The organism is Pseudomonas sp. Irchel 3F3 (assembly GCF_900187545.1).
GTDB classification, from domain to species: Bacteria; Pseudomonadota; Gammaproteobacteria; order Pseudomonadales; family Pseudomonadaceae; genus Aquipseudomonas; species Aquipseudomonas fortuita.
On the sequence record NZ_FYDS01000015.1, the window covers coordinates 22139 to 42690 of the forward strand.

Consider the following 20552-nt stretch of genomic DNA (forward strand, 5'->3'; position numbering starts at 1 on the left):
CTAAGAAAACGCCGATTCTACAAACAGCAGCGGGTAGAGTGAAATCACCAGCAACAAGGCCATCAGGACATTGAACAGCATCAGCCAGCGCGGATTCTGCAATACGTTGCGCAGGGCGCTGCCGAACATTACCCACACACCGACGCTAGGCAGGTTGACCAAGGCAAACAAGGCGGCGATGACGATCACGTTGGTCACATAGCCTTGCGCCGGTGTGTAGGTGGTAATCGCACCCACCGCCATGACCCAGGCCTTGGGGTTGACCCACTGGAACGCCGCTGCGCCCCAGAACCCCAGCGGCTTTCGGGCGCTCGAGGAGGCCGTGCCGACTGGCCCGGAAGTGGCTATTTTCCAGGCCAGATACAGCAGGTAGGCGGCGCCGGTATAGCGCAGCGCCGTGTACAGCGGCGGCCAGGCCTTGAACACTTCACCCAGGCCCAAGCCCACGGCCAGCACCATGACCATGAAACCGATGCTGATACCCAGGGCATGAGGGACCGAACGACGCACGCCGAAGTTCACCCCCGAGGCCAGTAACATGGTGTTGTTGGGGCCGGGAGTGATGGACGATACAAAGGCAAACAGCACGAAAGCGATCAACAGGTCGGCAGAGGCAAGCATGGCGGGCATTCCACTTTCGTTATAGGTGCTGTCACACTAACGGAGTCGCCCTCTCTAGCGACCGATACAGTTATATTAAATTATTCAGATACACATCACTGTACCCCTAACCCGGATCAAGGAAGCCGTCACCATGAGCCTCACCATTCGCCCAGCCGTTCGCACCGATGCCGAGCAGATCCTGGCCTTCATTACCGAGCTGGCCGAGTATGAACGTGCCCGCCACGAGGTGGTCGCCACCCTGGCCGACATCGAGCACAGCCTGTTCGACGAGGGCAGCACAGTGCGTAGCCTGATGTGCGAACGCGATGGCCGGGCAGTCGGTTTTGCGGTGTACTTCTACAGCTACTCGACCTGGCTCGGGCGCAACGGTATTTATCTGGAAGACCTGTATGTCACGCCTGAACAGCGTGGCGACGGTGCTGGCCGGCAACTGCTGCGACATATTGCCCGCGAGGCGGTGGCGAACAATTGCGGGCGCCTGGAATGGAGCGTGCTGGACTGGAACGAGCCGGCGATCGGCTTCTATCAGAAGCTGGGGGCCGAGGCGCAGGATGAGTGGGTCCGCTACCGGCTGGATGGCGAGAAGCTGGCGGCATTCGCCCGCGGGTGACACGCTTGCTGATGCGGCCCTATCGCCGGCAAGCCAGCTCCCACAGGTACTGTATAACCCTTTAGGGCACTGCTAATCCTGTGGGGGCTGGCTTGCCGGCGATAGGGCCCGGACAGGTAAAGTTACTGCCGCCGCCACACTGCCCCGGCAATGTCGACCCGCTTGGGCAGTACCTTGTTGTCGAAGAACAACTGTGCCGTACGCTGCTGCGCCGCCACGATCTCATCACTCACCGGCAGCACGGGTGACGCCGGCCGGTGGCTGAAACTGCGCTGCACCACCGCTTCTGGCAAACCCATGAACTGTGCCAGCACGTGGATGCTCCCAGCCTCGTCGCTGCGGGTAAGTGCCTCGGCCCGGCTGATTTCGTCCAGCAATTGCCCGACAAAGGCGCCATTGGCTTCGACATAGGTGCGTGCACCCAGCATGAACGGCCCAATCAGCCCCAACCCTTGGCCGTCGGCCAGCAGACGCGCCTTACCCTCCAGGTCGATGGCGGAGTAGAACGGGTCCCAGATTGCCCAGGCATCCACGCTGCCCCGCTCGAATGCCGCCCGGGCATCGGCAGGCGCCAGCCACACTGGCTGAACATCACCAATGCTCAGCCCGGCCTTGGCCAAGGCACGCAATAGCAGGTTGTGGGCGCTGGAACCCTTCTGCAGGGCAATACGCTTGCCCTTGAGCTCCCCTACTGCCCTGATCGGGCTGTCTTTCGGCACCAGGATCACTTCAGCCTGCGGCTTGGGCGGCTCGGCCCCCAGGTACAGCAGGTCGGCGCCGGCGGCCTGGGCGAAGATCGGCGGAATATCACCGGTAGAGCCAATATCAAGGCTGCCGATGTTCAACGCTTCAAGCATCTGCGGGCCCGCGGGAAACTCGATCCATTGCACGCGGGTGCTGGCAAAGCGTTGCTCCAGCAGCCGATGCTGCTTTGCCAGCACCAGGCTGATCGAGCCCTTCTGATAGCCAATACGCAAGGTGGCCGGGTCTGCGGCCTGGGCCGCGCCGGCCAAGGCCAGCATCAGCAGCATGGCAAAGCGTAGTAAGCGCATGGGTCATTCCTTCCAGTCGGTCGAGGGTTTTTCCCACAAGTTGATCCCGCCTTCCACAGCGTACTGGTCGATGGCGGCCAGTTCTTCGGCCGTGAAGGCCAGGTTGTCGAGCGCGGCCACGTTCTCGGTGATCTGCTCGGGCCGGCTGGCACCAATCAGCGCAGAGCTCACCCTTGGGTCGCGCAGTGTCCAGGCAAGTGCCAGTTGGGCCAGGCTCTGGCCACGCTGGCGGGCAATGTCGTTCAGGGCGCGTGCGCGGGCGATGTTGGCTTGCGACAAGTGCTGGGGCAACAGCGAGCCACCACCCGCACGGTTCACCCGGGCGTCGGTCGGGATGCCGTTGAGGTATTTGTCGCTGAGCAGGCCCTGGGCCAGGGCAGTGAATACAATCACCCCGGCACCCAAGGCATCGGTGGTGTCGAGCAGGTCCCGTTCGATCCAGCGGTTGAACAGGTTGTACGACGGCTGGTGGATCAGCAGTGGTACCTTCAGGGCTTGCAGCAACGCCGCAATTTCAGCGGTCTTTCCGGCCGAGTAGGACGAAATGCCGATGTACAGCGCCTTGCCCTGGCGCACGATATCGGCCAGTGCGATGGCCGTTTCTTCCAGCGGGGTATCGGCGTCGAAACGGTGCGAATAGAAGATGTCAACGTAATCCAGGCCCAGGCGCGCCAGGCTCTGGTCCAGGCTGGCGATCAGGTATTTGCGCGAGCTGCCGCCCTGCCCATACGGTCCCGGCCACATGTCCCAGCCGGCCTTGCTGGAAATGATCAGCTCGTCACGGTAGCTGCGCAGGTCCTCGCGCAGCAGCCGGCCGAAGTTGGTCTCGGCACTGCCATAGGGCGGGCCGTAGTTGTTGGCCAGGTCGAAATGGTTGATACCGGCATCGAACGCCGTGTGCAGCAAGGCGCGCTGGGTGGTGATGGGCGTGGCATCGCCAAAGTTGTGCCACAGGCCCAGGGACAGGGCCGGCAGCACCAGGCCGCTGCGACCGACACGACGGTAAGGCATGCGCGCATAGCGCTCGGGGTTGGCGGTGTAGCTCATGGTTGGCCTCGTTCGGCAAAGTAAGGGTTGGCTGGGCGCTGCAGGCCCAGGTGCTCGCGCAGGGTGTGGCCCTGGTACTGACGGCGGAACAGGCCGCGCCGCTGCAACTCGGGCACCACCTGCACAGCGAAGTCTTCCAGGCCCAGGGGCAGGTGCGGCACCAGCACGTTGAAGCCATCGGCGCCGCCGCCTTCGAACCAGGCTTGCAGCTCATCGGCGATCTGCGTCGGGGTGCCGACCAGGCTGTAGTGCCCTCGCCCACCGGCGATGCGCCGGCCCAGCTGGGCCAGGGTCAGCTGTTCGTTACCGGCCAGTTCGGTCAGCAGTTGCTGGCGGCTGCGCTGGCCATCTTCGGTAGGCGGCAACGCTGGCAGCGGGCTGTCCAGCGGGTAGCCGGAGAGGTCGAAGTTACCGAGCATGCGCCCGAGTAGGCCAACGCCGACCCGCGGGTCGACCAGCGCCTGGAACTGTTCGTACTTGTCCTCGGCCTGCGCCTGGCTTTGCCCCACCACCACGAACACGCCGGGCATGATCTTCAGCGATTGCTCATCCCGCCCATGACGCGCCAGCCGGCCCTTGAGGTCGGCGTAAAAAGCTTGTGCCCGGGCCAGGCTCGGCTGGGCGGTGAACACCACCTCGGCGCTTTGTGCAGCCAGCTCGCGGCCGGTTTCGGACGAGCCAGCCTGCACCAGCACAGGTCGCCCCTGTGGGGAGCGGGCCACATTGAGTGGGCCTTTGACGCGAAAGTGCTCGCCCACATGGTCAAGGGTACGCACCGCCTGCGGGTGGTGGAACAGGCCACTGGCCTTGTCGCGCACGAACGCATCATCGGCCCAGCTGTCCCAAAGCCCTTGCACCACCTGCTGGAATTCGCGGGCGCGGGCGTAACGCTCGGCATGTGGGATGTGCGTCTGGCGGCCAAAGTTGCCGGCCTCGGCGGCAGCGTCGGAGGTGACCAGGTTCCAGCCGGCACGGCCTGCGGACAGGTGATCCAGCGAGGCGAACTTGCGTGCCACATGGTATGGCTCGTTGTAACTGGTGGTGGCTGTGGCGATCAGGCCGATGCGTTCGGTGACTGCACTCAGCGCCGACAACAGGGTCAGTGGTTCGAAGTACACCGAGCGGGCACTGTGGCTGGCCACCGGGTCGCTGGGCGCGGCGACGCTGTCGGCGACGAACAAGGCATCGAAGCACGCGGCTTCCGCGATTTGTGCGGTGCGCTTGTAGGTGGCGAAATCCAGCGGGTCGGCCGGTACGTCCGGGTGGCGCCAGGCGGCCACGTGGTGACCGGTAGCCATGAGGAAGGCGCCCAGATTCATTTGGCGGGGCATGTTGTTCTCCTTGAAATCTCGATTGGGGCCGCTTTGCGGCCCATCGCCGGCAAGCCGGCTCCCACAGGGAGCACGCAATTCGTTCAGGCTGCGCTGTACCTGTGGGCGCTGGCTTGCCGGCGATGAGGCCGGTACAGGCCACCGGCCGCCACTCAGAAATCCTTGCGCAGTTGCACACCGAAGTAGCGCCCGTCATCCCGCGGTACTGAGCGGTAGATGTAGTCGCCGCCACTGGCCAGCATCTGCGCATACGATTTGTCGCCCAGGTTCTTGCCCAACAGGGCTACGCGCCAGCCGTCGTTGTAATCGGCCAGGGCAATGCTGGCGTTCCAGATGCCATAGGCGCCCTGCACGGTGTCCGGGTTCTGGTCGAGGCTGAACTGCACGGCGTCCTGCCAGCTGTAATCGCTGCTCAGCTCCACATCCAGGCCGTTGTCCAGCGGGATCACGTAATCGGCGCGCAGGTAGGTCTTCCAGTCGGGCGTGAACGGCAGGCGACCGCCATCGATGTTGCAGTTGGCCGCCGCACCCGCCGGGCAATTGAAGTGATCGACACGGGCCTTGGTGTAGGCCACGGCTGTCGACAGCTTCAGCCGCGAGGTGGCCTGGAAGCTGGCATCCAGCTCCACACCCTGGGTCTTGACCTTGCCGGCGTTGACCAGGCGGGTTACCACCTGGTTGGCCACGGTGTCGAAGAAGTTGGCCTGGTAGTTGTCGTAGTCGGTGTGGAATACGGCCAGGTTGGCGGTCAGGCGATTATCCAGCGCCGTGCTTTTCAAGCCGATTTCGTACGCATCCGACGTTTCGGGCTTGAGTGCCTCGGTGTCGCGCGGCTGCATGTTGAAGAACACGTTATAGGCCGGCCCTTTGTAGCCGCGCGAGTACGTGACATAACCGGTCAGGTTGTCATTGAAATCATATTGCAGGCCGGTCCTTCCGCTCCAGCCGTCCTCGTCAACCGAGCCAGCGCTTGCGGTCGAAGGCTGGATACCGGTCACTGCGCTGGCCGAGGTGGAGACGCGGCGATGATCGTACTCAAGGTCGTCGTGGGTCCAGCGCAGGCCGAAAATGGCACGCAGGTCATCGGTGAAGTTGAAGGTGTTTTCACCGAACAGCGCGACACTGTCGTTGGTGGTGGAATAGTCGGCGCGGCCACGGTTGGCCACGCCGCCATTGACCGACAGGCGCTGGTAGGTCTCGTTGGACGTGCCATGCATGTAGAAGGCGCCCAGCACATATTCGTTGAACTGCCCTTTGGGCGAGGTCAGGCGAAACTCCTGGCTGTACTGGTCATAGTCCACCGTGCCCTTGTCATGGGACGCCGTGACCGGCAGCAAGGCACGCCGGTCGCCGTCCTGGTACTGGGTGTTGTCCCAGCCCCGCCAGGCGCTGATCGACGTCAGGGTGTAGTCGCCCAGCTGCCAGTCCAGTTGCGCCGAAAGCCCCTGGTTCTCGTCCTCGACGTGGGTCTTGAAGTCGCTGTTGATGTCGCGGTTGTGGGCACTTGGCGTCACCGGGCGCAACTGGCTGGCAAATGCGGCACTGGCGCTGGTGATGACGCCGCTGGGCAATGTGTCCTCGCCCTTCATGTAGTCGGCGATCAGGGTCAGGCGCACGTCTTCGTTGGGCTCGAACTCCAGCTTGCCGCGGGCGCCTTTGCGTGCATAGCCATTGACGTCGTGGCCATTGGCAACGTTCTCGACATTGCCATCGTAGTCGCCCCACAAGGTGCTCAACGAACCCTTGAACTGCTCGCTCAGACGCCCGCCAATCCCAAAACGCAGGCGGTTCTCGTCGCCAGCGCCAAAGTGCGAATAGTCCACATAGCCCTGGGTCTGTTCGGGGACGGCCTTACTGACCACGTTGAGTACACCCGCCGAGGCGTTCTTGCCAAACAGGGTGCCCTGTGGCCCGCGCAATACCTCGATGCGTTCGAGGTCGAGCAGGTCGAGGGTCGACTGCCCCGGGCGGCCGAACACCACGCCATCGACCACCGTCGCCACGGTGGGCTCGACGCCGGGCGAGGTAGAAATGGTGCCCACGCCACGGATGAACAGCGAGGTGTCCTTGTTCGAGGCGCCGGCGCGGTAATTGAGGGTAGGCACCTGCTGGACGATGCTGGCAACGTTGTTGCGGTTGTCGCGCTCCAGCTGTTCGCCATCGATAACCGACACCGCCACCGGCACTTCCTGCAGCGTGGCTTCGCGGCGCGTGGCGGTGACGGTGACCGCGCCTAATGCAGCGGCCTGCGCAACCCCCGCTTTGGCCGGTTCGGCTGCTTGGGCACCTTGGCCAAAAGCGGCCAGCAAGATGGCTGCGGCCAATGGCCGACGTTGCGTAGCGGGGAACGGTGTACGGCTTTTGTGCATGGTGCTCACTGCCTCGGGAAACCAGACCAGGCCCCATCTGACGGGGCCGACACGAAGTTGCTGTGGTTGTCTGGTCTCGCTCGTGCGAGTGGCAGGCGGTTGCCAACAGCTGCGCTTGTTAGCGCTAACATGGGCAAGTATCAGAGGGCGTTGCTTAGCACGTCAAATACTTAAAAGTCAGATTGATATGCAATAAAGCTATTTGCCAAGCCACTTCCCGTTAGCGCTACCATCGCGCCATTTCCCCAGGAGGCAGCCCGGTGAGCCAGGCCAAGGATCCCCCCCGCAAGCGCCGTGGCGCAGGCCGTGTCACCCTCGCCGAGGTGGCACGGGCCGCTGAGGTTTCGGCCATCAGCGTGTCGCGCTACTTCAACCAGCCAGACCAGGTTTCGCCGCCTTTACGCGAGCGTATCGAAGCCGCCGTGCAGGCGCTGGGCTATGTGCCCAACCTGGTCGCTGGTGGGCTGGCCTCGGCCCGTGGGCGCATTGTCGGCATGGTGATCCCGAATATCTCCGGACCGATCTTCGCCCAGACTATCCAGGCGTTCAGCGACACCCTCAGCAGCCACGGCTACCAGTTATTGCTGGCCTCCAGTTATTTCAGCGAAGCGCAAGAAGAAAGCGCAGTACGGGCCTTTCTCGGCTGGTCGCCGGCAGCGTTGGTGGTGACCAGCCATTTCCACAGCCCGGCCACGGAAAAGATGCTGGCCGACGCAGACGTGCCCGTCGTGGAAATCTGGGACTACCGCCCTGAGCGGGCGCCCTTGCAAGTGGGTTTCCTTCATCACCAGGTAGGCGTGCAGGCCTGCCGCTACCTGCTGGACAAGGGCCACCGGCGCATTGCCTTCGTGCAAAACAGTGCGGCCGGCGACCTGAGTGCGCTGGAGCGGCGCGATGGCTATATTGCGGCATTGCATGAAGCCGGGCTGGAGCCTTGGGTGTTCGTGCCCTCAACCGACTGCGCACCGTTCGAGGCGGGCAAGCAGGCAATGGAAGCATTGATTCGTCGCCAGCCACGGCCCGAAGCGATCATCTTCGCCAATGACAACCTGGCTGCCGGCGCCCTCCTGGCGGGCCAGCGCGCCGGTTTGCGCCTGCCCGAAGACATGGCCATCGTCGGCTTTGGCGACTACCCCTTTGCCGACATGCTGTTGCCCAGCCTGACCACCCTGCGCCCGCCCTCGCGGGCAATTGGCGAACTGGCGGCGTTGCGGGTGCTGCAGCACCTGGGGGTGGTAGCGTGTGAGGGTGAGGTGCAACGGCTTAACCTGTTGGCGTGTGAGTTGATTGCCCGCGAGAGCGCGTGAGATGCACAGGCGCTGTGACAACCCGGCCATTGAGGATTATTCTCCTACGGTATGTCCCACCGCCCCAATATGTGAGCGCCGAATATGAAAATCGATGACATGGACGCCTTCGTGGCGGTCATCCGTTGCCAGTCGACCAACCTCGCCGCCGAGGCCCTGCAACTGACCCAGCCGGCCATCACCCGCCGGGTGCAAAACTTCGAGGAAGACCTGGGCGCCACCCTGCTCGACCGCAACACCAAGCCGCTGAAGCCGACCCCCATGGGCCTGCGGGTGTACGAGCAGTGCAAGGCGATCTTGCGTGAGATCGACTCGCTGCGTGAACTGGTGGCCAACGACGGTGCCCCGTCCGGGACCCTGCGCCTGGGCGTGCCGCAAACCCTTGGCGATGTGGTGCTGCTCGATGCCTTGGCACAAATTCGTGAAACCTATCCCGACCTGCGCACCCAGGTCACCAGTGGCTGGGGCAGCAGCCTGATCGCACGCATGGAAAACGGCGAGCTGGATGGCGCCGCGGCACTGTTCCCGCCCGGCAAGATCTTCCCCGAGGGCATCGCCAGCCAGTCGATCGCACGCATGCCGCTGCGCGTGGTGGCGGCCAAGGGCACTGTCGGCAAGCGCAGCCTCAAACTCAAGGACTGCTACACCCGTGGGTGGGTACTCAACCCCGATGGTTGCGGCTTTCGCGCCGGGCTGCAGCGCGCCCTGAGCGAACAGGGGCTGAGACTGTCGATCAACCTGGAGACCTTCGGCACCGAGCTGCAGCTCGGGCTGGTGGCCAATGGGCAAGGGCTTGGGCTGGTGCCCGAGCCCTTGTTGCAGAACAGCCGCCACCGCGATGCACTGGACGTGGTCAATGTGACGGATTTCAAGCCGCAGGTGGATTTGTGGTTGTTCCACCCGCGCTACCTGGGCAACCTGCAGGAGCCGGTTGAGCAGTTTGGCCGGGTGGCAGGGCAGCAACTCTGCGGGTGAGCCGAAAGCGCAAGCGCTTGCGGGAGCGGCCTTGCGTCGCGATTGGGCTGCGCAGCAGCCCTTGGCAACTCAATCGCAATAAAATAACCAACACGCATAACTTGATCCAAAAGTAATTCTTACAACTAATAATTAGCATAGAACCAAAAAGACTTTTACAGCGCTCATCCATACGAATACGGTCTTAGAAACCAACGTGTTCCAGGGATGAATACCCATGAGTCACCCCCCTTCTGCCAGCGCGCTTGCCGAACTCACCCAGGCCCTGGCCGCCAACGCCGAACGCTACGACCGCAGCGGCCAGTTCCCCGCCGATAACTTCGACCTGCTGCAGCGTCACGGCCTGCTGGGTTTCACCGTGCCGCGCCATTTGGGCGGCGGTGGCGCCGACCTGGCCAGTGCGCGCCAGGTAGTCGCCGCTGTCGGCAAAGGTTGCCCGTCCACCGCACTGATCCTCGTAATGCAGTATCTGCAGCACTTTCGCCTGCAGGACGAAGACCGCTGGCCCGAGCACCTGCGCCTGCAAGTGGCCCGCGACGCGGTGGCCGACGGCGCGCTGATCAACGCGTTTCGCGTCGAACCCGAACTGGGCACGCCCGCCCGCGGCGGCCTGCCGGCCACCGTCGCCCGGCGCACCGCCGAGGGCTGGCGGTTGTCCGGGCGCAAGATCTACTCCACCGGCAGCCACGGCCTGACCTGGTACCTGGTATGGGCCCGCAGCGACGACCAGGACCCACTGGTGGGCGGTTTCCTGGTGCGCAAGGACACCCCGGGCATCCGCATCGTCGAAGACTGGGACCACCTGGGCATGCGCGCCACCTGCAGCCATGAAGTGCAGTTCGACGAGGTGCTGATCCCGCTCGATCATGCCGTCAGCGTCAGCCCGGCCAGCGCACCGCGCGCCGAGCTCGACAGCACCGGCCTGCTGTGGATGGCAGTGTTGCTGCCTGCGCTGTACGACGGGGTGGCCCAGGCCGCACGCGACTGGCTGGTGCAGTTCCTGAACCAGCGGGCGCCGTCCAACCTCGGCGCACCGCTGGCCAGCCTGCCGCGTTTCCAGGACGTGGTCGGGCGTATCGACACCCTGCTGTTCGCCAACCAGAGCCTGTTGAACGCGGCCGTGACCGGGCAGGTCGATCCGCGCCACGCCGGGCAGCTCAAGCACCTGGTCAGCCGCAACGCCATCCAGGCCGTGGAACTGGCCATCGAGGCTGCCGGCAACCCTGGCCTGTCGCGGCGCAACCCGCTGGAGCGGCACTACCGTGATGTGCTGTGCAGCCGCATCCACACCCCTCAGGATGACGTGGTACTCGGCCATGTCGGCCGCGCCGCCTTGGCAGAGGTGGCAGCATGAGCCATTCGATCATCGCCAGCCAGCTGGACGCACCGGCCAACCAGTACCTGCGCGAACGGTTGCCCGACCATGAGGTGATCGATATCGCCCCGGGCCAGTTGCATCTGGACGTTCCTGCCGACGTGTTCATCGTGCGCCCGATCAATGTACGCGGTAACCGCGTGGACAACCCTCCAGCGGGCTGGCCGTGGTCGTTGCGCTGGGTGCAGGTGGTGTCCTCGGGCATCGACTTCTACCCTGGCTGGGTGTTTCAGGGCCCGCCGGTCACCAGTGGCCGCGGCGCCAATGCCGAGCAGGTGGCCGAATTCGCCCTGGGCCTGGTGTTTGCTGCGGCCAAGCAGTTGCCAGGCCTGTGGGTCAAGGACGCCGACTGGCGCCTGACCCCGCTGGCCCCCGTGCGTGGTCGCACCTTGGGCATCTTCGGCTTCGGCAGCATCGGCCAGAGCCTGGCACGCAAGGCGGTGGCGCTGGGCATGTCAGTACTGGCGCTGAACCGCCCAGGCCAGCCCATTGCCCAGATGCCGGGCGTGCAGCGCGTCGACAACCTGCAGCAACTTTTTGCCAGCAGCGATCACCTGGTCATCGCCGCCCCGCTCACCCCCGCCACCCACGGCCTGATCGACCGTCAGGTGCTGGCCCAGGCCAAGCCCGGGCTGCACCTGATCAACATCGCCCGTGGCGGGCTGCTGGACCAGCATGCCCTGCTCGAAGCCCTGGAAAGCGGCCTGATCGGCCGCGCCAGCCTTGATGTCACCGATCCGGAACCACTGCCGGCGGGCCACCCGCTGTACCAGCATCCTCGGGTGTTTCTGTCACCGCACACCTCGGCGATTTCCGAGGACGGTTACCCGGCCCTGCTCGATGCGTTTCTCGACAACTTCGCCCGTTACCGCGAACAGGCACCGCTGCACAACCTGGTCGACACCCAGCGCGGCTACTGAACCCACACTTATTGGAGAACACCATGACTGCACTGTCTGTCGTCATCGCCCAGGAAAACACCGTACGCCAACGGGTCAGCGCCGAAGAGTGGGAGGTGCGGGTCAAACTGGCCGCCGCCTACCGCCTGGCCGCGCTGTTCCGCTGGACAGACCACATCTACACCCACTTTTCGGCACGCGTGCCGGGGCCCGACGAGCATTTTCTGATCAATGCCTTTGGCCTGCTGTTCGACGAGATCACCGCGTCCAACCTGGTGAAAGTCGACGTGGACGGCACCATCATCGACGACCCGCTGGGCCTGGGCATCAACCAGGCGGGCTATGTGATTCACAGCGCGATCCACCGCGCCCGGCAGGACCTCAAGGCCGTGCTGCACACCCACACCCGCGATGGCGCGGCGGTGTCAGCGCAGCGCGACGGCCTGCTGCCGATCTCGCAGCACGCCCTGGCGTACTACAGCCGGGTGGCTTACCACGACTACGAAGGCGTCGCCCTGGACCTGGACGAGCAGCAGCGGCTGGTGGCCAACCTGGGCGACAGCAACATCCTCATCCTGCGCAACCATGGCCTGCTGACCGGGGGTGTCAGCGTGGAGCATGCCTTCCGTGAACTGCACGGGCTGGAGCGGGCCTGCAACATCCAGGTAGCGGCGCAGGCCGGAGGCAATGACCAGTTGCTGCATGCTGCGCCGGCGGCGATTGCCAAGGTGCATGAGCAGTCCAAGCGGTTTTCCGACGGGTTGGGTGAAGGGATCCAGCGGCACTGGGATGCGCTGATCCGGCAGCTGGACCGGGAGGGGCTGGATTACCAGGACTGACAGGTTTTCTGTGGCCTCCAGCCCCCACAAGAACCCCACTGGATTGAGGCCTGTGGTGATCCTGTGGGAGCTGGCTTGCCGGCGATAGGGCCCGAACAAACACCTCATACCCCATTTAAGGATCACCCAATGCCCCCATTACACCTGGCCAGAAGCCTGCTGGCCTGCGCCACCCTGGCCTTCACGCTCGCCGCCTGCTCCCCCTCCAGCGAAGATGCCACCAGCAAAACCCTTAACATCGCCTTCTGGGGCGACAACACCACGCTGGTCAGCGTCGACCCGTTCCAGGTCTACTGGCTGGAGCACCGCGTACTGCTGCGCAACGTCGCCGAATCGCTCACTGACCAGGACCCGGCCACAGGCCGCATCATCCCTTGGCTGGCCAGCAGCTGGGAGGTCAGCGACGACGCGCTGCAGTACACCTTCCACCTGCGCCAGGACGTCTCCTTCAGCAACGGCGAGCGCTTCGACGCCCAAGCCGTGAAAACGGCCTTCGACAGCAACAAGGCCTTCGCTGAACAACTGCCCGCCACATTCGGCGCCACCTACCTGGCCGGCTTCGACCATGCCGAAGTGGTCGACCCGTTCACCGTCCGCCTGGTGCTTTCACGGCCCAACGCCGGCTTCCTGCAGGCCACATCCACCACCAACCTGGCCATTCTCGCCCCGGCCTCCTACGCGCTCAGTGCCCAGGAGCGTTCATTGGGCAAAATCATCGGCACCGGCCCGTTCATCCTCGAACACTACACCCCGGAAGTCGGCGCACGCCTGGTCAAGCGAACGGACTATGCCTGGGCCTCGGCCAACGTCAAAAACCCTGGCGCCGCCCACCTGGACCGCGTGGAGATCAGCTATATCCCCGAAGAAAGCGTGCGCAACGGCCTGTTCCTGCAAGGCAAGGCTGACATCCTCTGGCCACGTAACCCGTTCTCCGAGGTTGACCTGAAGTTGTTCCAGGCAAAGGGTGCGGCCATCCAGAGCCGCTCGTTGCCAGGCCCGGCGCTCAACCTTTACCCCAACACCCGCAACGGCCGCCTGCTGGGTGACCGCCAGGTGCGCCTGGCCTTGCAGAAGGCCATCGACCGCACCAGCTATGCGCACACCGTCTACAACGCCGAATTCCCAGTGGTGACCGGCGTGTACGACGTGACCACGCCGTACTTCAAACCACAGACCAGCAAACTGGCCTACGACCCGCAGGGCGCCGAGCGCCTGCTGGATGCCGCCGGCTGGCGCAAGGGCGATGACGGCTACCGGCACAAGGACGGCAAACGCCTGACCCTGCGCTACAACCTCACCCCTGCCGAAAGCGCCGGTGATGTGCTGGTGCAGGACCAACTGCGCAAGGTTGGCATCGACCTCAAGCTGAACGTGCTGACCCGTGCCGAATGGGTGGCCGGCAACGCTTCGGGCAACTACGACCTCACCTCCACCTACATGACCCGCGCCGATCCGATCATCCTGCAGACCATCCTCGACCCGCGCGCCGCCAGCAGTGCCACCTTGGCCACCAATACTTACGAGCCACACGCACTGGCCCAGGCACAAACCTTGTTCGACAACGGCATTACCGCCACCCACGACGAACAACGCGCACAGGCCTATGGCCAGCTGCAAGACCTGCTGGTTGACGAAGCCTCGGCGTTCCCGCTGTACGAACGCGTGTGGCAAGCCGCCACCGCACCTCGGGTCAAGGACTTCCGCTGGACCGCCGAAGGTTTTGCCTTCCTCAGTGATATCCAGGTCGCGCAGCCATGAACCGCTACCTGATCGGCCGCATCGGCCAGGCGCTGCTGGTGCTGTGGGGCGCCTACACCATCACCTACTTCATTCTCTATCTGCTGCCTGGTGACACCCTGGCGATCATGCTCAGCGCCTCGGGTATGGAAGCCGATGGCCTGTCGCCCGAGGACCTGGCGAAGGCACGCGCCTACTACGGCCTGGACAAGGGCATTTTCGAGCAGTATTTCGACCTGCTATGGCGGGCACTGCACGGTGACCTGGGCCAGTCGTTGTCACTGAACCGCCCAGTGACCGCGCTGCTGGCCGAGCGCCTGCCGCAAACCCTGGCCCTGGCTGGCTTTGCCATCGCGCTGTCGTTGCTTGGCGGCATCGGCCTGGCCTACCTCACCGCCTACCTGCAATGGCAACCGCTGAAGGTGGCGCTGTCACGCTTGCCGTCACTGGGTTTTTCGGTACCGGTGTTCTGGATGGGGCTGCTACTGATCCAGGTGTTCGCCTTTGGCCTGGGCTGGTTCCCGGCCACCGGCAGCCAGGGGTTTGCCAGCCTGGTACTGCCGGCGGTGACGCTGGCCATCCCCAGTGCTGCGGTGTACGCGCAAGTGTTGCAACGCGGTTTCCAGGGTGTGTGGCAGGAGCCCTACATCGCCACCGCATTCGCCAAAGGCCTGAGCCGTGCGCAAGTGCAGGCACGACACGGCCTGCGCAATGCTGCCCTGCCAATTCTGACCCTGGTCGGTTTGCAGGTGGGCAACACGGTGTCCGGGGCCGTACTGGTCGAAACCATCTTTTCGCGCAACGGCGTTGGCCGTTTGGCCCAGGAAGCTGTGCTGCGCCAGGACATTCCGGTGGTGCTGGCGATTGTGGCGGTATCGGCGGCAGCCTTCGTGCTGGTGAACCTGATCGTCGACCTGCTCTACCCGTACCTTGACCCCCGAATCGCCCATGCCACGAAGGTGACCTGACCATGACCGCCGATACTCACCTCCTGTGTGCTGCCCCACCGTCAGCCACCTGGAAGCGCCGCACACGCCTGCAACGCTTGGGCCAGGCGCTCGCCCCTTTGCTGGCGCGCCCGGGCTTCAGCCTGGCGCTCCTGGTGGTGCTGTTCGCCCTGCTGGCGGCACTGGCGCCGCACTGGCTGACCAGTTTCGACCCTTACGCCACGTCGCCGGTCGACAAGCTACGGGCCCCTGACGCCGTCCACTGGTTCGGCACCGACGAGCTGGGCCGTGACCTGTATACCCGCGTGGTGTATGGCGCCAGCCTGTCGGTGCAGGCGGCATTGCTGGCAGTTGGCATTGCCCTGGCAGGCGGCTTGAGCCTGGGCGTACTCGCCGGGTTTGCCGGCGGGCGTCTGGATGCCGCCCTCATGCGCCTGGTCGATGTACTGTTGGCCCTGCCCGGCCTGCTGCTGGCCCTGGCCATCGTTACCGCTATCGGTTTTGGCACGGTGCCGGTGGCGATCGCCGTCGGCGTCGGCATCATCCCCGGCTTTGCCCGCACCACCCGCGGCGAAGTGCTGCGGGTCAAGACCCTGCCCTATGTCGAGGCCGCACGCCTGGGTGGCGCCAGCTGGCGCCGCACCTTGCTGCGGCATGTGCTGCCCAATGCCTGGGGGCCTGTGGCCGTGCTGGCCACCTTGGACTTCGGCGCCGCCATCCTGGCCACTGCCGGCCTGAGCTTCCTCGGTTTTGGTGCAGCACCGCCAGCGGCGGAATGGGGCACCTTGATTGCCAACGGCCGGCACTTCCTGATCACCGCACCCTGGGTGTCGCTGCTGCCCGGCCTGTTCGTAGTCGCCGTGGTGTTCAGCCTCAACCACCTTGCCCGCAGCTTTGAGGAACACCCACAATGAACAACCAGCCTTTGCTTGTGGTACGCGACCTCAGCATCCGTTATCACGCCTCTGGCCAGACCACGCAAGCCGTCAAGCACCTTACCTTCAGCCTGGGCCAGGGCGAAACGGTGGCCATTGTCGGCGAGTCAGGTTCGGGTAAGTCGACCTTGGCAAACGGCCTGCTCGGCCTGCTACCAGGCACGGCGCGCATCGACAGCGGCCAGCTGTGGGTTGACGGGCTGGATGTGGTGCGCGCCAGCGAGCGGCAGAAGCGCCAGCTGCGTGGGCGTACGGTGGGCCTGGTACCGCAAGACCCGATGGTCAGCCTGAACCCCACCCTGCGCATCGGGCAGCAGATTGGTGAGGCTCTGGTGCTGGCCCAAGGCGTCCGCTCGCGCAGCGTGGATGCCGATGTGCTGGCACTCCTCGCCCAGGTTGGCCTGGACAACCCGGCCCTGCGCGCCCGCCAGTACCCGCACGAGCTGTCTGGCGGCATGCGCCAGCGGGTGCTGATTGCCATCGCCCTGGCCGGCAACCCACGCCTGATCATCGCCGATGAACCCACCAGCGCGCTGGACGTGACCGTGCAACGCAAAATCCTCGATCATTTGCAGCGGCTGGTGGCCGAGCGTGGCATCTCATTGCTGATCATCACCCACGACCTGGGCATGGCCACCGACCGCGCAAACCGCCTGCTGGTGATGAAACAGGGCGAGCTGGTGGAACACGGCTCACCTGCGCAGATCCTGAAGGCACCGCAGCACCCGTACACCCGCGCCCTGCTCAATGCCGCGCCGGCATTCAGTGCCCGTCGCCAGCCCCGGCAACCGCCGCCGGGCGCAAAGCCGATCCTTAGCCTGCAGGGGGTTGGCAAAACGTTCGCGTTGCCCAAGGTAAAAGGCCAGAACAACGGCTTTGTCGCGTTGCAGGGCCTGGACTTGCAGGTTCACCCGGGGCAAACGCTGGCCATCGTCGGTGAATCCGGTTCGGGCAAGAGCACCACCCTGCGCATCGCCCTTGGCCTGGAGGCGCCCAGCCAGGGCCGTGTGCTGTTCGACCAACAGGACGTCACCGGCCACGGCTGGCGCCAGTTCCGCCCCTTGCGCCGACGCATGCAGCTGGTCCAGCAAAACCCCTTCGCCGCCCTCGACCCGCGTTTCACGGTGTTCGACAGCATCGTCGAGCCGCTGGTGGCGTTTGGCCTGCTCAAAGGTGCGGCACTGGAGCAGCGCGCACGCGAACTGATCGAACGCGTGCACCTGCCTCTGCATTACCTTGACCGCCTGCCCCGCGAACTGTCCGGCGGCCAGCGGCAGCGGGTGGCCATCGCCCGGGCGCTGGCACTACAGCCAGAACTGTTGCTGCTCGACGAGCCAGTAAGTGCGCTGGATGTATCGGTACAGGCACAGATTCTGGCACTGCTGGATGAGCTGCAACGGGAGCTGGGCATGGCTTATGTGCTGGTATCGCATGACCTGGCGGTGGTAGCGAGCATGGCTGACCAAGTGCTGGTGCTGCGCCAGGGGCAGGTGGTGGAGCGCGGGACGGTGGCGCAGGTGTTCGACAGGCCGACGAGTGATTACACGCGAGAGTTGATTGCTGCCGTGCCTGGGCGGTTGGTCACTGTTGCAGCTTGAGTTTGAAGGCCTCGGGGGCGCTTTGCGCCCCCAGCAATCTCAGGTCAGCCTCAAACTCAAAATGCATATCAAGCATCATTAAGCACTGCTGTTATTTTTGTTTTTCATAATTAGCATAGAACAACAAAGCCTTTCACAACCCCGCCCCACACCCGCTAAGGTCACTCCAGACCGACCCCTTTCCTGGCGGAGGCCGTCCACCACGACCACCCCAGGAGCCTTGCACGCATGCCACCTCTCTCACCCGCACCCCTGCTTCATCTTCGCCCACGGGCCAGGTGACGCATGACTGTCCCCATTCCATTTGCAACACAACCCACAGGTACTCCGATGAGCAAACGACAAATCCGCCTGGGCGCCATGATCCATGGCGTCGGCCACGGCTGGGGCGAATGGCGCCACCCACAGGCGCTGGCCGATGCCAGCGTCAATTTCGGCTTCTACAAACAGCAGGCAAAGCTGGCCGAGGCGGCAAAGTTCGACTTCGCCTTCATCGCCGACAGCCTGCACATTCACGCCCGCTCCAGCCCGCACTACCTCAACCGTTTCGAGCCGCTGACCATCCTTTCGGCACTGGCGGCGGTGACCGAGCACATCGGCCTGGTGGCCACGGTCACGGTCAGCTACACCGAGCCGTTCCAGGTAGCTCGCCAATTCGCTTCGCTGGACCTGATCAGCGGCGGGCGCGCAGGCTGGAACGTGGTGACCTCCTGGCTTTCCGGCACCGCTGACAACTTCGGCAAGGCTGAACACCCGCCGCATGCCGTGCGTTACCGGATTGCACGTGAGCATGTGGATGTGGTCAAGGGGCTGTGGGACTCATGGGAAGACGACGCCTTTACCCGCAACAAGCACAGCGGCCAGTTCTTCGACCCGGCCAAGTTGCACACCCTTGGCCACCAAGGTGAGTTCTTCAAGGTCAAAGGCCCGTTGAACATCCAGCGCTCGCCCCAGGGCCAGCCGCTGATCTTCCAGGCAGGCGTATCGGAAGACGGCCGCAACTTCGCGGCGCAGAACGCCGACGCCATCTTTGTCAGCCCGGAATCGTTCGACGACGCCCACGCCTATTACCAGGACCTCAAACAGCGAGCCGCACGCCATGGCCGCGCCCCGGACGCACTGTTCATCCTGCCCGGCATCCGCCCCATCGTCGGCCGCAATGTCGAGGAGGTCGAGCAGCGCTACCAGCAGGCCGTCGACCTGGTGAGCATCGAAGATGCCCTGGTTGCCCTGGGCCGCCCCTTCAACGACTACGACTTCAGCCAACATGATCTGGATGCGCCCTTCCCCGATCTCGGCACCCTGGGCAACGACAGCCACAAAGGCACCTCGGACCAGCTCAAGCAGCTGGCCCGGGATGAAAGCCTGAGCCTGCGCGAACTGGCACTGCGCTTTTCGCGCCCGCGCAGGGACTTCGTCGGCACCCCGGAGCAGGTTGCCGATGCCTTGCAGCACTGGTTTGAAAACGGGGCTGCCGACGGCTTCATCATCAACTCATTGCTACCTGACGGCCTGCAGTACTTCACCGAACACGTGGTGCCGCTGCTGCAAGCCCGTGGCCTGGTTCGCCGTGAGTACAGCGGTACAACCCTGCGCAGCCATTTTGGCCTCGACGTGCCAGAAAACCGCAACACCCTACGCCGCAACCAGGCAGCGCTTGCCTGAGCCCCCCCCCAGACAAGGAGTTTTGTTTCATGAGCCTCGAGTTCATCGGCCTCATCGGCCCGCAGGAAAGCAGCGAATCCCAGGCACCCCGTGGCCCGCTGGTTGATCTGGCGTTCATCAAGGCCTTCTCCCAGGCCCAGGAATATGGCGGCTTCGACAAGGCATTGCTGGCGGTCAACACCAGTGCGCCGGACTCTATGATCCTGGCCAGCTACGTGGCAGCACTGACCGAGCGCATCGGCCTGCTGGTCGCCCACCGCCCGGGCTTCCAGGCGCCAACCTTCGCTGCCCGCCAGTTCGCCACCCTCGACCAGCTGAGCCGTGGCCGAGCCTCGATCAATGTCATCACCGGGGGCGACAGCGGCGACCTGCAGCGCGATGGCGACTTCCTCGACAAGGATGCCCGTTATGCCCGCACGGATGAATACCTGCAGGTACTGCGCGACACCTGGACCCGCCAGGAGCCTTTCGACCACCAGGGCATCCACTACCGCGTTGAAGACAACCTGACCTTGGTCAAACCGGTACAGCATTTGCCCATCTACTTCTCCGGTGCGTCAGACGCCGCGGTCGAAGTGGCCGCCAAGCACGCCGACGTCTACATGATGTGGGGCGAACCGCTGGAGCAGGTGCGCGAGCGCATCGCCAAGGTGCGCAAGGCCGCCGCCCGCTACGGGCGCGAGAAGCACATCCGCTTCAGCCTATCGTTGCGACCGATTCTGGGCGGTACCGAGGCAGAAGCCTGGGCCCGCGCCGAACGTATTCTGGCCGATGCCCAAGCGCGCATCGGTATCCGCCAGGGCAATCGCCGCGAGAAAAACTTCGGAAAGAGCAACGCCGGCTCCGAACGCCTGGTGCAGCTGGCCAGCCAGCGCAAGGTGCATGACACCCGGCTGTGGACCGAGATTGCTGCGTTGGGCGGCGGTGCAGGTAACTCCACCTCGCTGGTAGGCACTGCAGACCAGGTGGCCGAGGCCGCACTGGCCTACTACGAACTGGGGGTGACTACCTTCCTGTTCCGTGGGTTCGACCAACTGCGCGATGCGGTGGAATACGGGCAGGACCTCATTCCCCGTATTCGGGCGTTGGTAGAACAGCATGAGGCTGGACGCAGCACCCGCACAGCCTAGATCCCGACTCGCAGCACCGGCCTCTTCGCGGCGGTTCGACGCCTCGACGAGCCCGCTCCCACAGGAAAATCACTGACCTCAAGGCCTGTGCAATTCCTGTGGGAGCGGGCAT

General features: G+C 64.4%; 17 protein-coding genes. 12 read left to right on the plus strand and 5 right to left on the minus strand.

Annotated elements, in window-relative coordinates; all coding sequences use genetic code 11:
• Positions 1-630: a LysE family translocator gene (locus CKW35_RS25170; protein ID WP_016486746.1), complete on the minus strand. Its 630-nt coding sequence runs from the start codon at positions 628-630 to the stop codon at positions 1-3.
• 124 nt (positions 631-754) lie between these two features.
• Between CKW35_RS25170 and CKW35_RS25175 the strand changes: the two genes are divergently transcribed.
• Positions 755-1234 carry a GNAT family N-acetyltransferase gene (locus CKW35_RS25175; RefSeq protein WP_016486745.1) on the plus strand — a complete coding sequence of 160 codons (480 nt, stop codon included), beginning with the start codon at positions 755-757 and terminating at the stop codon, positions 1232-1234.
• Positions 1235-1356: 122 nt separating this feature from the next.
• On the opposite strand, the gene CKW35_RS25180 is transcribed toward CKW35_RS25175, so the two are convergent.
• From CKW35_RS25180 to CKW35_RS25195, 4 genes are all read right to left on the minus strand, one after another.
• Positions 1357-2286, minus strand: coding sequence for an aliphatic sulfonate ABC transporter substrate-binding protein (locus CKW35_RS25180; protein WP_095117112.1), 930 nt, complete (start codon positions 2284-2286; stop codon positions 1357-1359).
• A 3-nt stretch (positions 2287-2289) separates the two neighbouring features.
• A complete protein-coding gene (gene mgrA, locus CKW35_RS25185; protein ID WP_016486743.1) occupies positions 2290-3333 on the minus strand; it encodes an L-glyceraldehyde 3-phosphate reductase in 1044 nt (347 codons plus the stop codon).
• Positions 3330-4664, minus strand: a complete 1335-nt coding sequence (locus tag CKW35_RS25190) for an LLM class flavin-dependent oxidoreductase (RefSeq protein WP_060516399.1) — start codon at positions 4662-4664, stop codon at positions 3330-3332. Before CKW35_RS25190 ends, mgrA begins: the two co-directional genes overlap by 4 nt.
• Before the next feature lie 152 nt (positions 4665-4816).
• A complete protein-coding gene (locus CKW35_RS25195) occupies positions 4817-7033 on the minus strand; it encodes a TonB-dependent receptor (RefSeq protein ID WP_095117114.1) in 2217 nt (738 codons plus the stop codon).
• A gap of 260 nt (positions 7034-7293) precedes the next feature.
• Between CKW35_RS25195 and CKW35_RS25200 the strand changes: the two genes are divergently transcribed.
• The 11 genes from CKW35_RS25200 to CKW35_RS25250 all read left to right on the plus strand — a co-directional run bounded on the left by CKW35_RS25200 (position 7294) and on the right by CKW35_RS25250 (position 20440).
• Positions 7294-8340, plus strand: coding sequence for a LacI family DNA-binding transcriptional regulator (locus tag CKW35_RS25200; protein WP_016486740.1), 1047 nt, complete (start codon positions 7294-7296; stop codon positions 8338-8340).
• Positions 8341-8424: 84 nt separating this feature from the next.
• Positions 8425-9315 (plus strand): LysR family transcriptional regulator, encoded by an 891-nt coding sequence (locus tag CKW35_RS25205; protein ID WP_016486739.1) that lies wholly within the window; start codon positions 8425-8427, stop codon positions 9313-9315.
• Positions 9316-9532: 217 nt separating this feature from the next.
• Positions 9533-10669: an acyl-CoA dehydrogenase family protein gene (locus tag CKW35_RS25210; protein ID WP_070086608.1), complete on the plus strand. Its 1137-nt coding sequence runs from the start codon at positions 9533-9535 to the stop codon at positions 10667-10669.
• Positions 10666-11610: a D-isomer specific 2-hydroxyacid dehydrogenase family protein gene (locus tag CKW35_RS25215; protein WP_095117116.1), complete on the plus strand. Its 945-nt coding sequence runs from the start codon at positions 10666-10668 to the stop codon at positions 11608-11610. Before CKW35_RS25210 ends, CKW35_RS25215 begins: the two co-directional genes overlap by 4 nt.
• A 23-nt stretch (positions 11611-11633) precedes the next feature.
• Positions 11634-12428, plus strand: a complete 795-nt coding sequence (locus CKW35_RS25220) for a class II aldolase/adducin family protein (RefSeq protein ID WP_060516406.1) — start codon at positions 11634-11636, stop codon at positions 12426-12428.
• Positions 12429-12557: 129 nt separating this feature from the next.
• Positions 12558-14186, plus strand: a complete 1629-nt coding sequence (locus tag CKW35_RS25225) for an ABC transporter substrate-binding protein (protein ID WP_095117118.1) — start codon at positions 12558-12560, stop codon at positions 14184-14186.
• Positions 14183-15133 (plus strand): ABC transporter permease, encoded by a 951-nt coding sequence (locus CKW35_RS25230; RefSeq protein WP_016486734.1) that lies wholly within the window; start codon positions 14183-14185, stop codon positions 15131-15133. Before CKW35_RS25225 ends, CKW35_RS25230 begins: the two co-directional genes overlap by 4 nt.
• A gap of 2 nt (positions 15134-15135) precedes the next feature.
• Positions 15136-16026: an ABC transporter permease gene (locus CKW35_RS25235; protein ID WP_016486733.1), complete on the plus strand. Its 891-nt coding sequence runs from the start codon at positions 15136-15138 to the stop codon at positions 16024-16026.
• On the plus strand, positions 16023-17645 hold the full coding sequence (locus CKW35_RS25240) for an ABC transporter ATP-binding protein (RefSeq protein WP_095117120.1): 1623 nt from the start codon (positions 16023-16025) through the stop codon (positions 17643-17645). Before CKW35_RS25235 ends, CKW35_RS25240 begins: the two co-directional genes overlap by 4 nt.
• Positions 17646-17975: 330 nt before the next feature.
• On the plus strand, positions 17976-19310 hold the full coding sequence (locus tag CKW35_RS25245) for an LLM class flavin-dependent oxidoreductase (RefSeq protein ID WP_016486731.1): 1335 nt from the start codon (positions 17976-17978) through the stop codon (positions 19308-19310).
• Positions 19311-19339: 29 nt separating this feature from the next.
• Positions 19340-20440 carry an LLM class flavin-dependent oxidoreductase gene (locus CKW35_RS25250; protein ID WP_095117122.1) on the plus strand — a complete coding sequence of 367 codons (1101 nt, stop codon included), beginning with the start codon at positions 19340-19342 and terminating at the stop codon, positions 20438-20440.
• The last annotated feature ends 112 nt before the right edge of the window (positions 20441-20552 follow it).

What these genes read in the sequence shown, in the direction of transcription:
- CKW35_RS25205 (WP_016486739.1), top strand. Translation starts at nt 8,425, where the DNA reads ATGAAAATCGATGACATGGACGCCTTCGTGGCGGTCATCCGTTGCCAG.
- CKW35_RS25215 (WP_095117116.1), top strand. Translation starts at nt 10,666, where the DNA reads ATGAGCCATTCGATCATCGCCAGCCAGCTGGACGCACCGGCCAACCAG.
- CKW35_RS25245 (WP_016486731.1), top strand. Translation starts at nt 17,976, where the DNA reads ATGAGCAAACGACAAATCCGCCTGGGCGCCATGATCCATGGCGTCGGC.
- CKW35_RS25170 (WP_016486746.1), bottom strand. Translation starts at nt 630, where the DNA reads ATGCCCGCCATGCTTGCCTCTGCCGACCTGTTGATCGCTTTCGTGCTG.
- CKW35_RS25235 (WP_016486733.1), top strand. Translation starts at nt 15,136, where the DNA reads ATGACCGCCGATACTCACCTCCTGTGTGCTGCCCCACCGTCAGCCACC.
- CKW35_RS25180 (WP_095117112.1), bottom strand. Translation starts at nt 2,286, where the DNA reads ATGCGCTTACTACGCTTTGCCATGCTGCTGATGCTGGCCTTGGCCGGC.
- CKW35_RS25195 (WP_095117114.1), bottom strand. Translation starts at nt 7,033, where the DNA reads ATGCACAAAAGCCGTACACCGTTCCCCGCTACGCAACGTCGGCCATTG.
- CKW35_RS25225 (WP_095117118.1), top strand. Translation starts at nt 12,558, where the DNA reads ATGCCCCCATTACACCTGGCCAGAAGCCTGCTGGCCTGCGCCACCCTG.
- CKW35_RS25190 (WP_060516399.1), bottom strand. Translation starts at nt 4,664, where the DNA reads ATGCCCCGCCAAATGAATCTGGGCGCCTTCCTCATGGCTACCGGTCAC.
- CKW35_RS25220 (WP_060516406.1), top strand. Translation starts at nt 11,634, where the DNA reads ATGACTGCACTGTCTGTCGTCATCGCCCAGGAAAACACCGTACGCCAA.
- CKW35_RS25210 (WP_070086608.1), top strand. Translation starts at nt 9,533, where the DNA reads ATGAGTCACCCCCCTTCTGCCAGCGCGCTTGCCGAACTCACCCAGGCC.
- CKW35_RS25240 (WP_095117120.1), top strand. Translation starts at nt 16,023, where the DNA reads ATGAACAACCAGCCTTTGCTTGTGGTACGCGACCTCAGCATCCGTTAT.
- CKW35_RS25250 (WP_095117122.1), top strand. Translation starts at nt 19,340, where the DNA reads ATGAGCCTCGAGTTCATCGGCCTCATCGGCCCGCAGGAAAGCAGCGAA.
- mgrA (WP_016486743.1), bottom strand. Translation starts at nt 3,333, where the DNA reads ATGAGCTACACCGCCAACCCCGAGCGCTATGCGCGCATGCCTTACCGT.
- CKW35_RS25175 (WP_016486745.1), top strand. Translation starts at nt 755, where the DNA reads ATGAGCCTCACCATTCGCCCAGCCGTTCGCACCGATGCCGAGCAGATC.
- CKW35_RS25230 (WP_016486734.1), top strand. Translation starts at nt 14,183, where the DNA reads ATGAACCGCTACCTGATCGGCCGCATCGGCCAGGCGCTGCTGGTGCTG.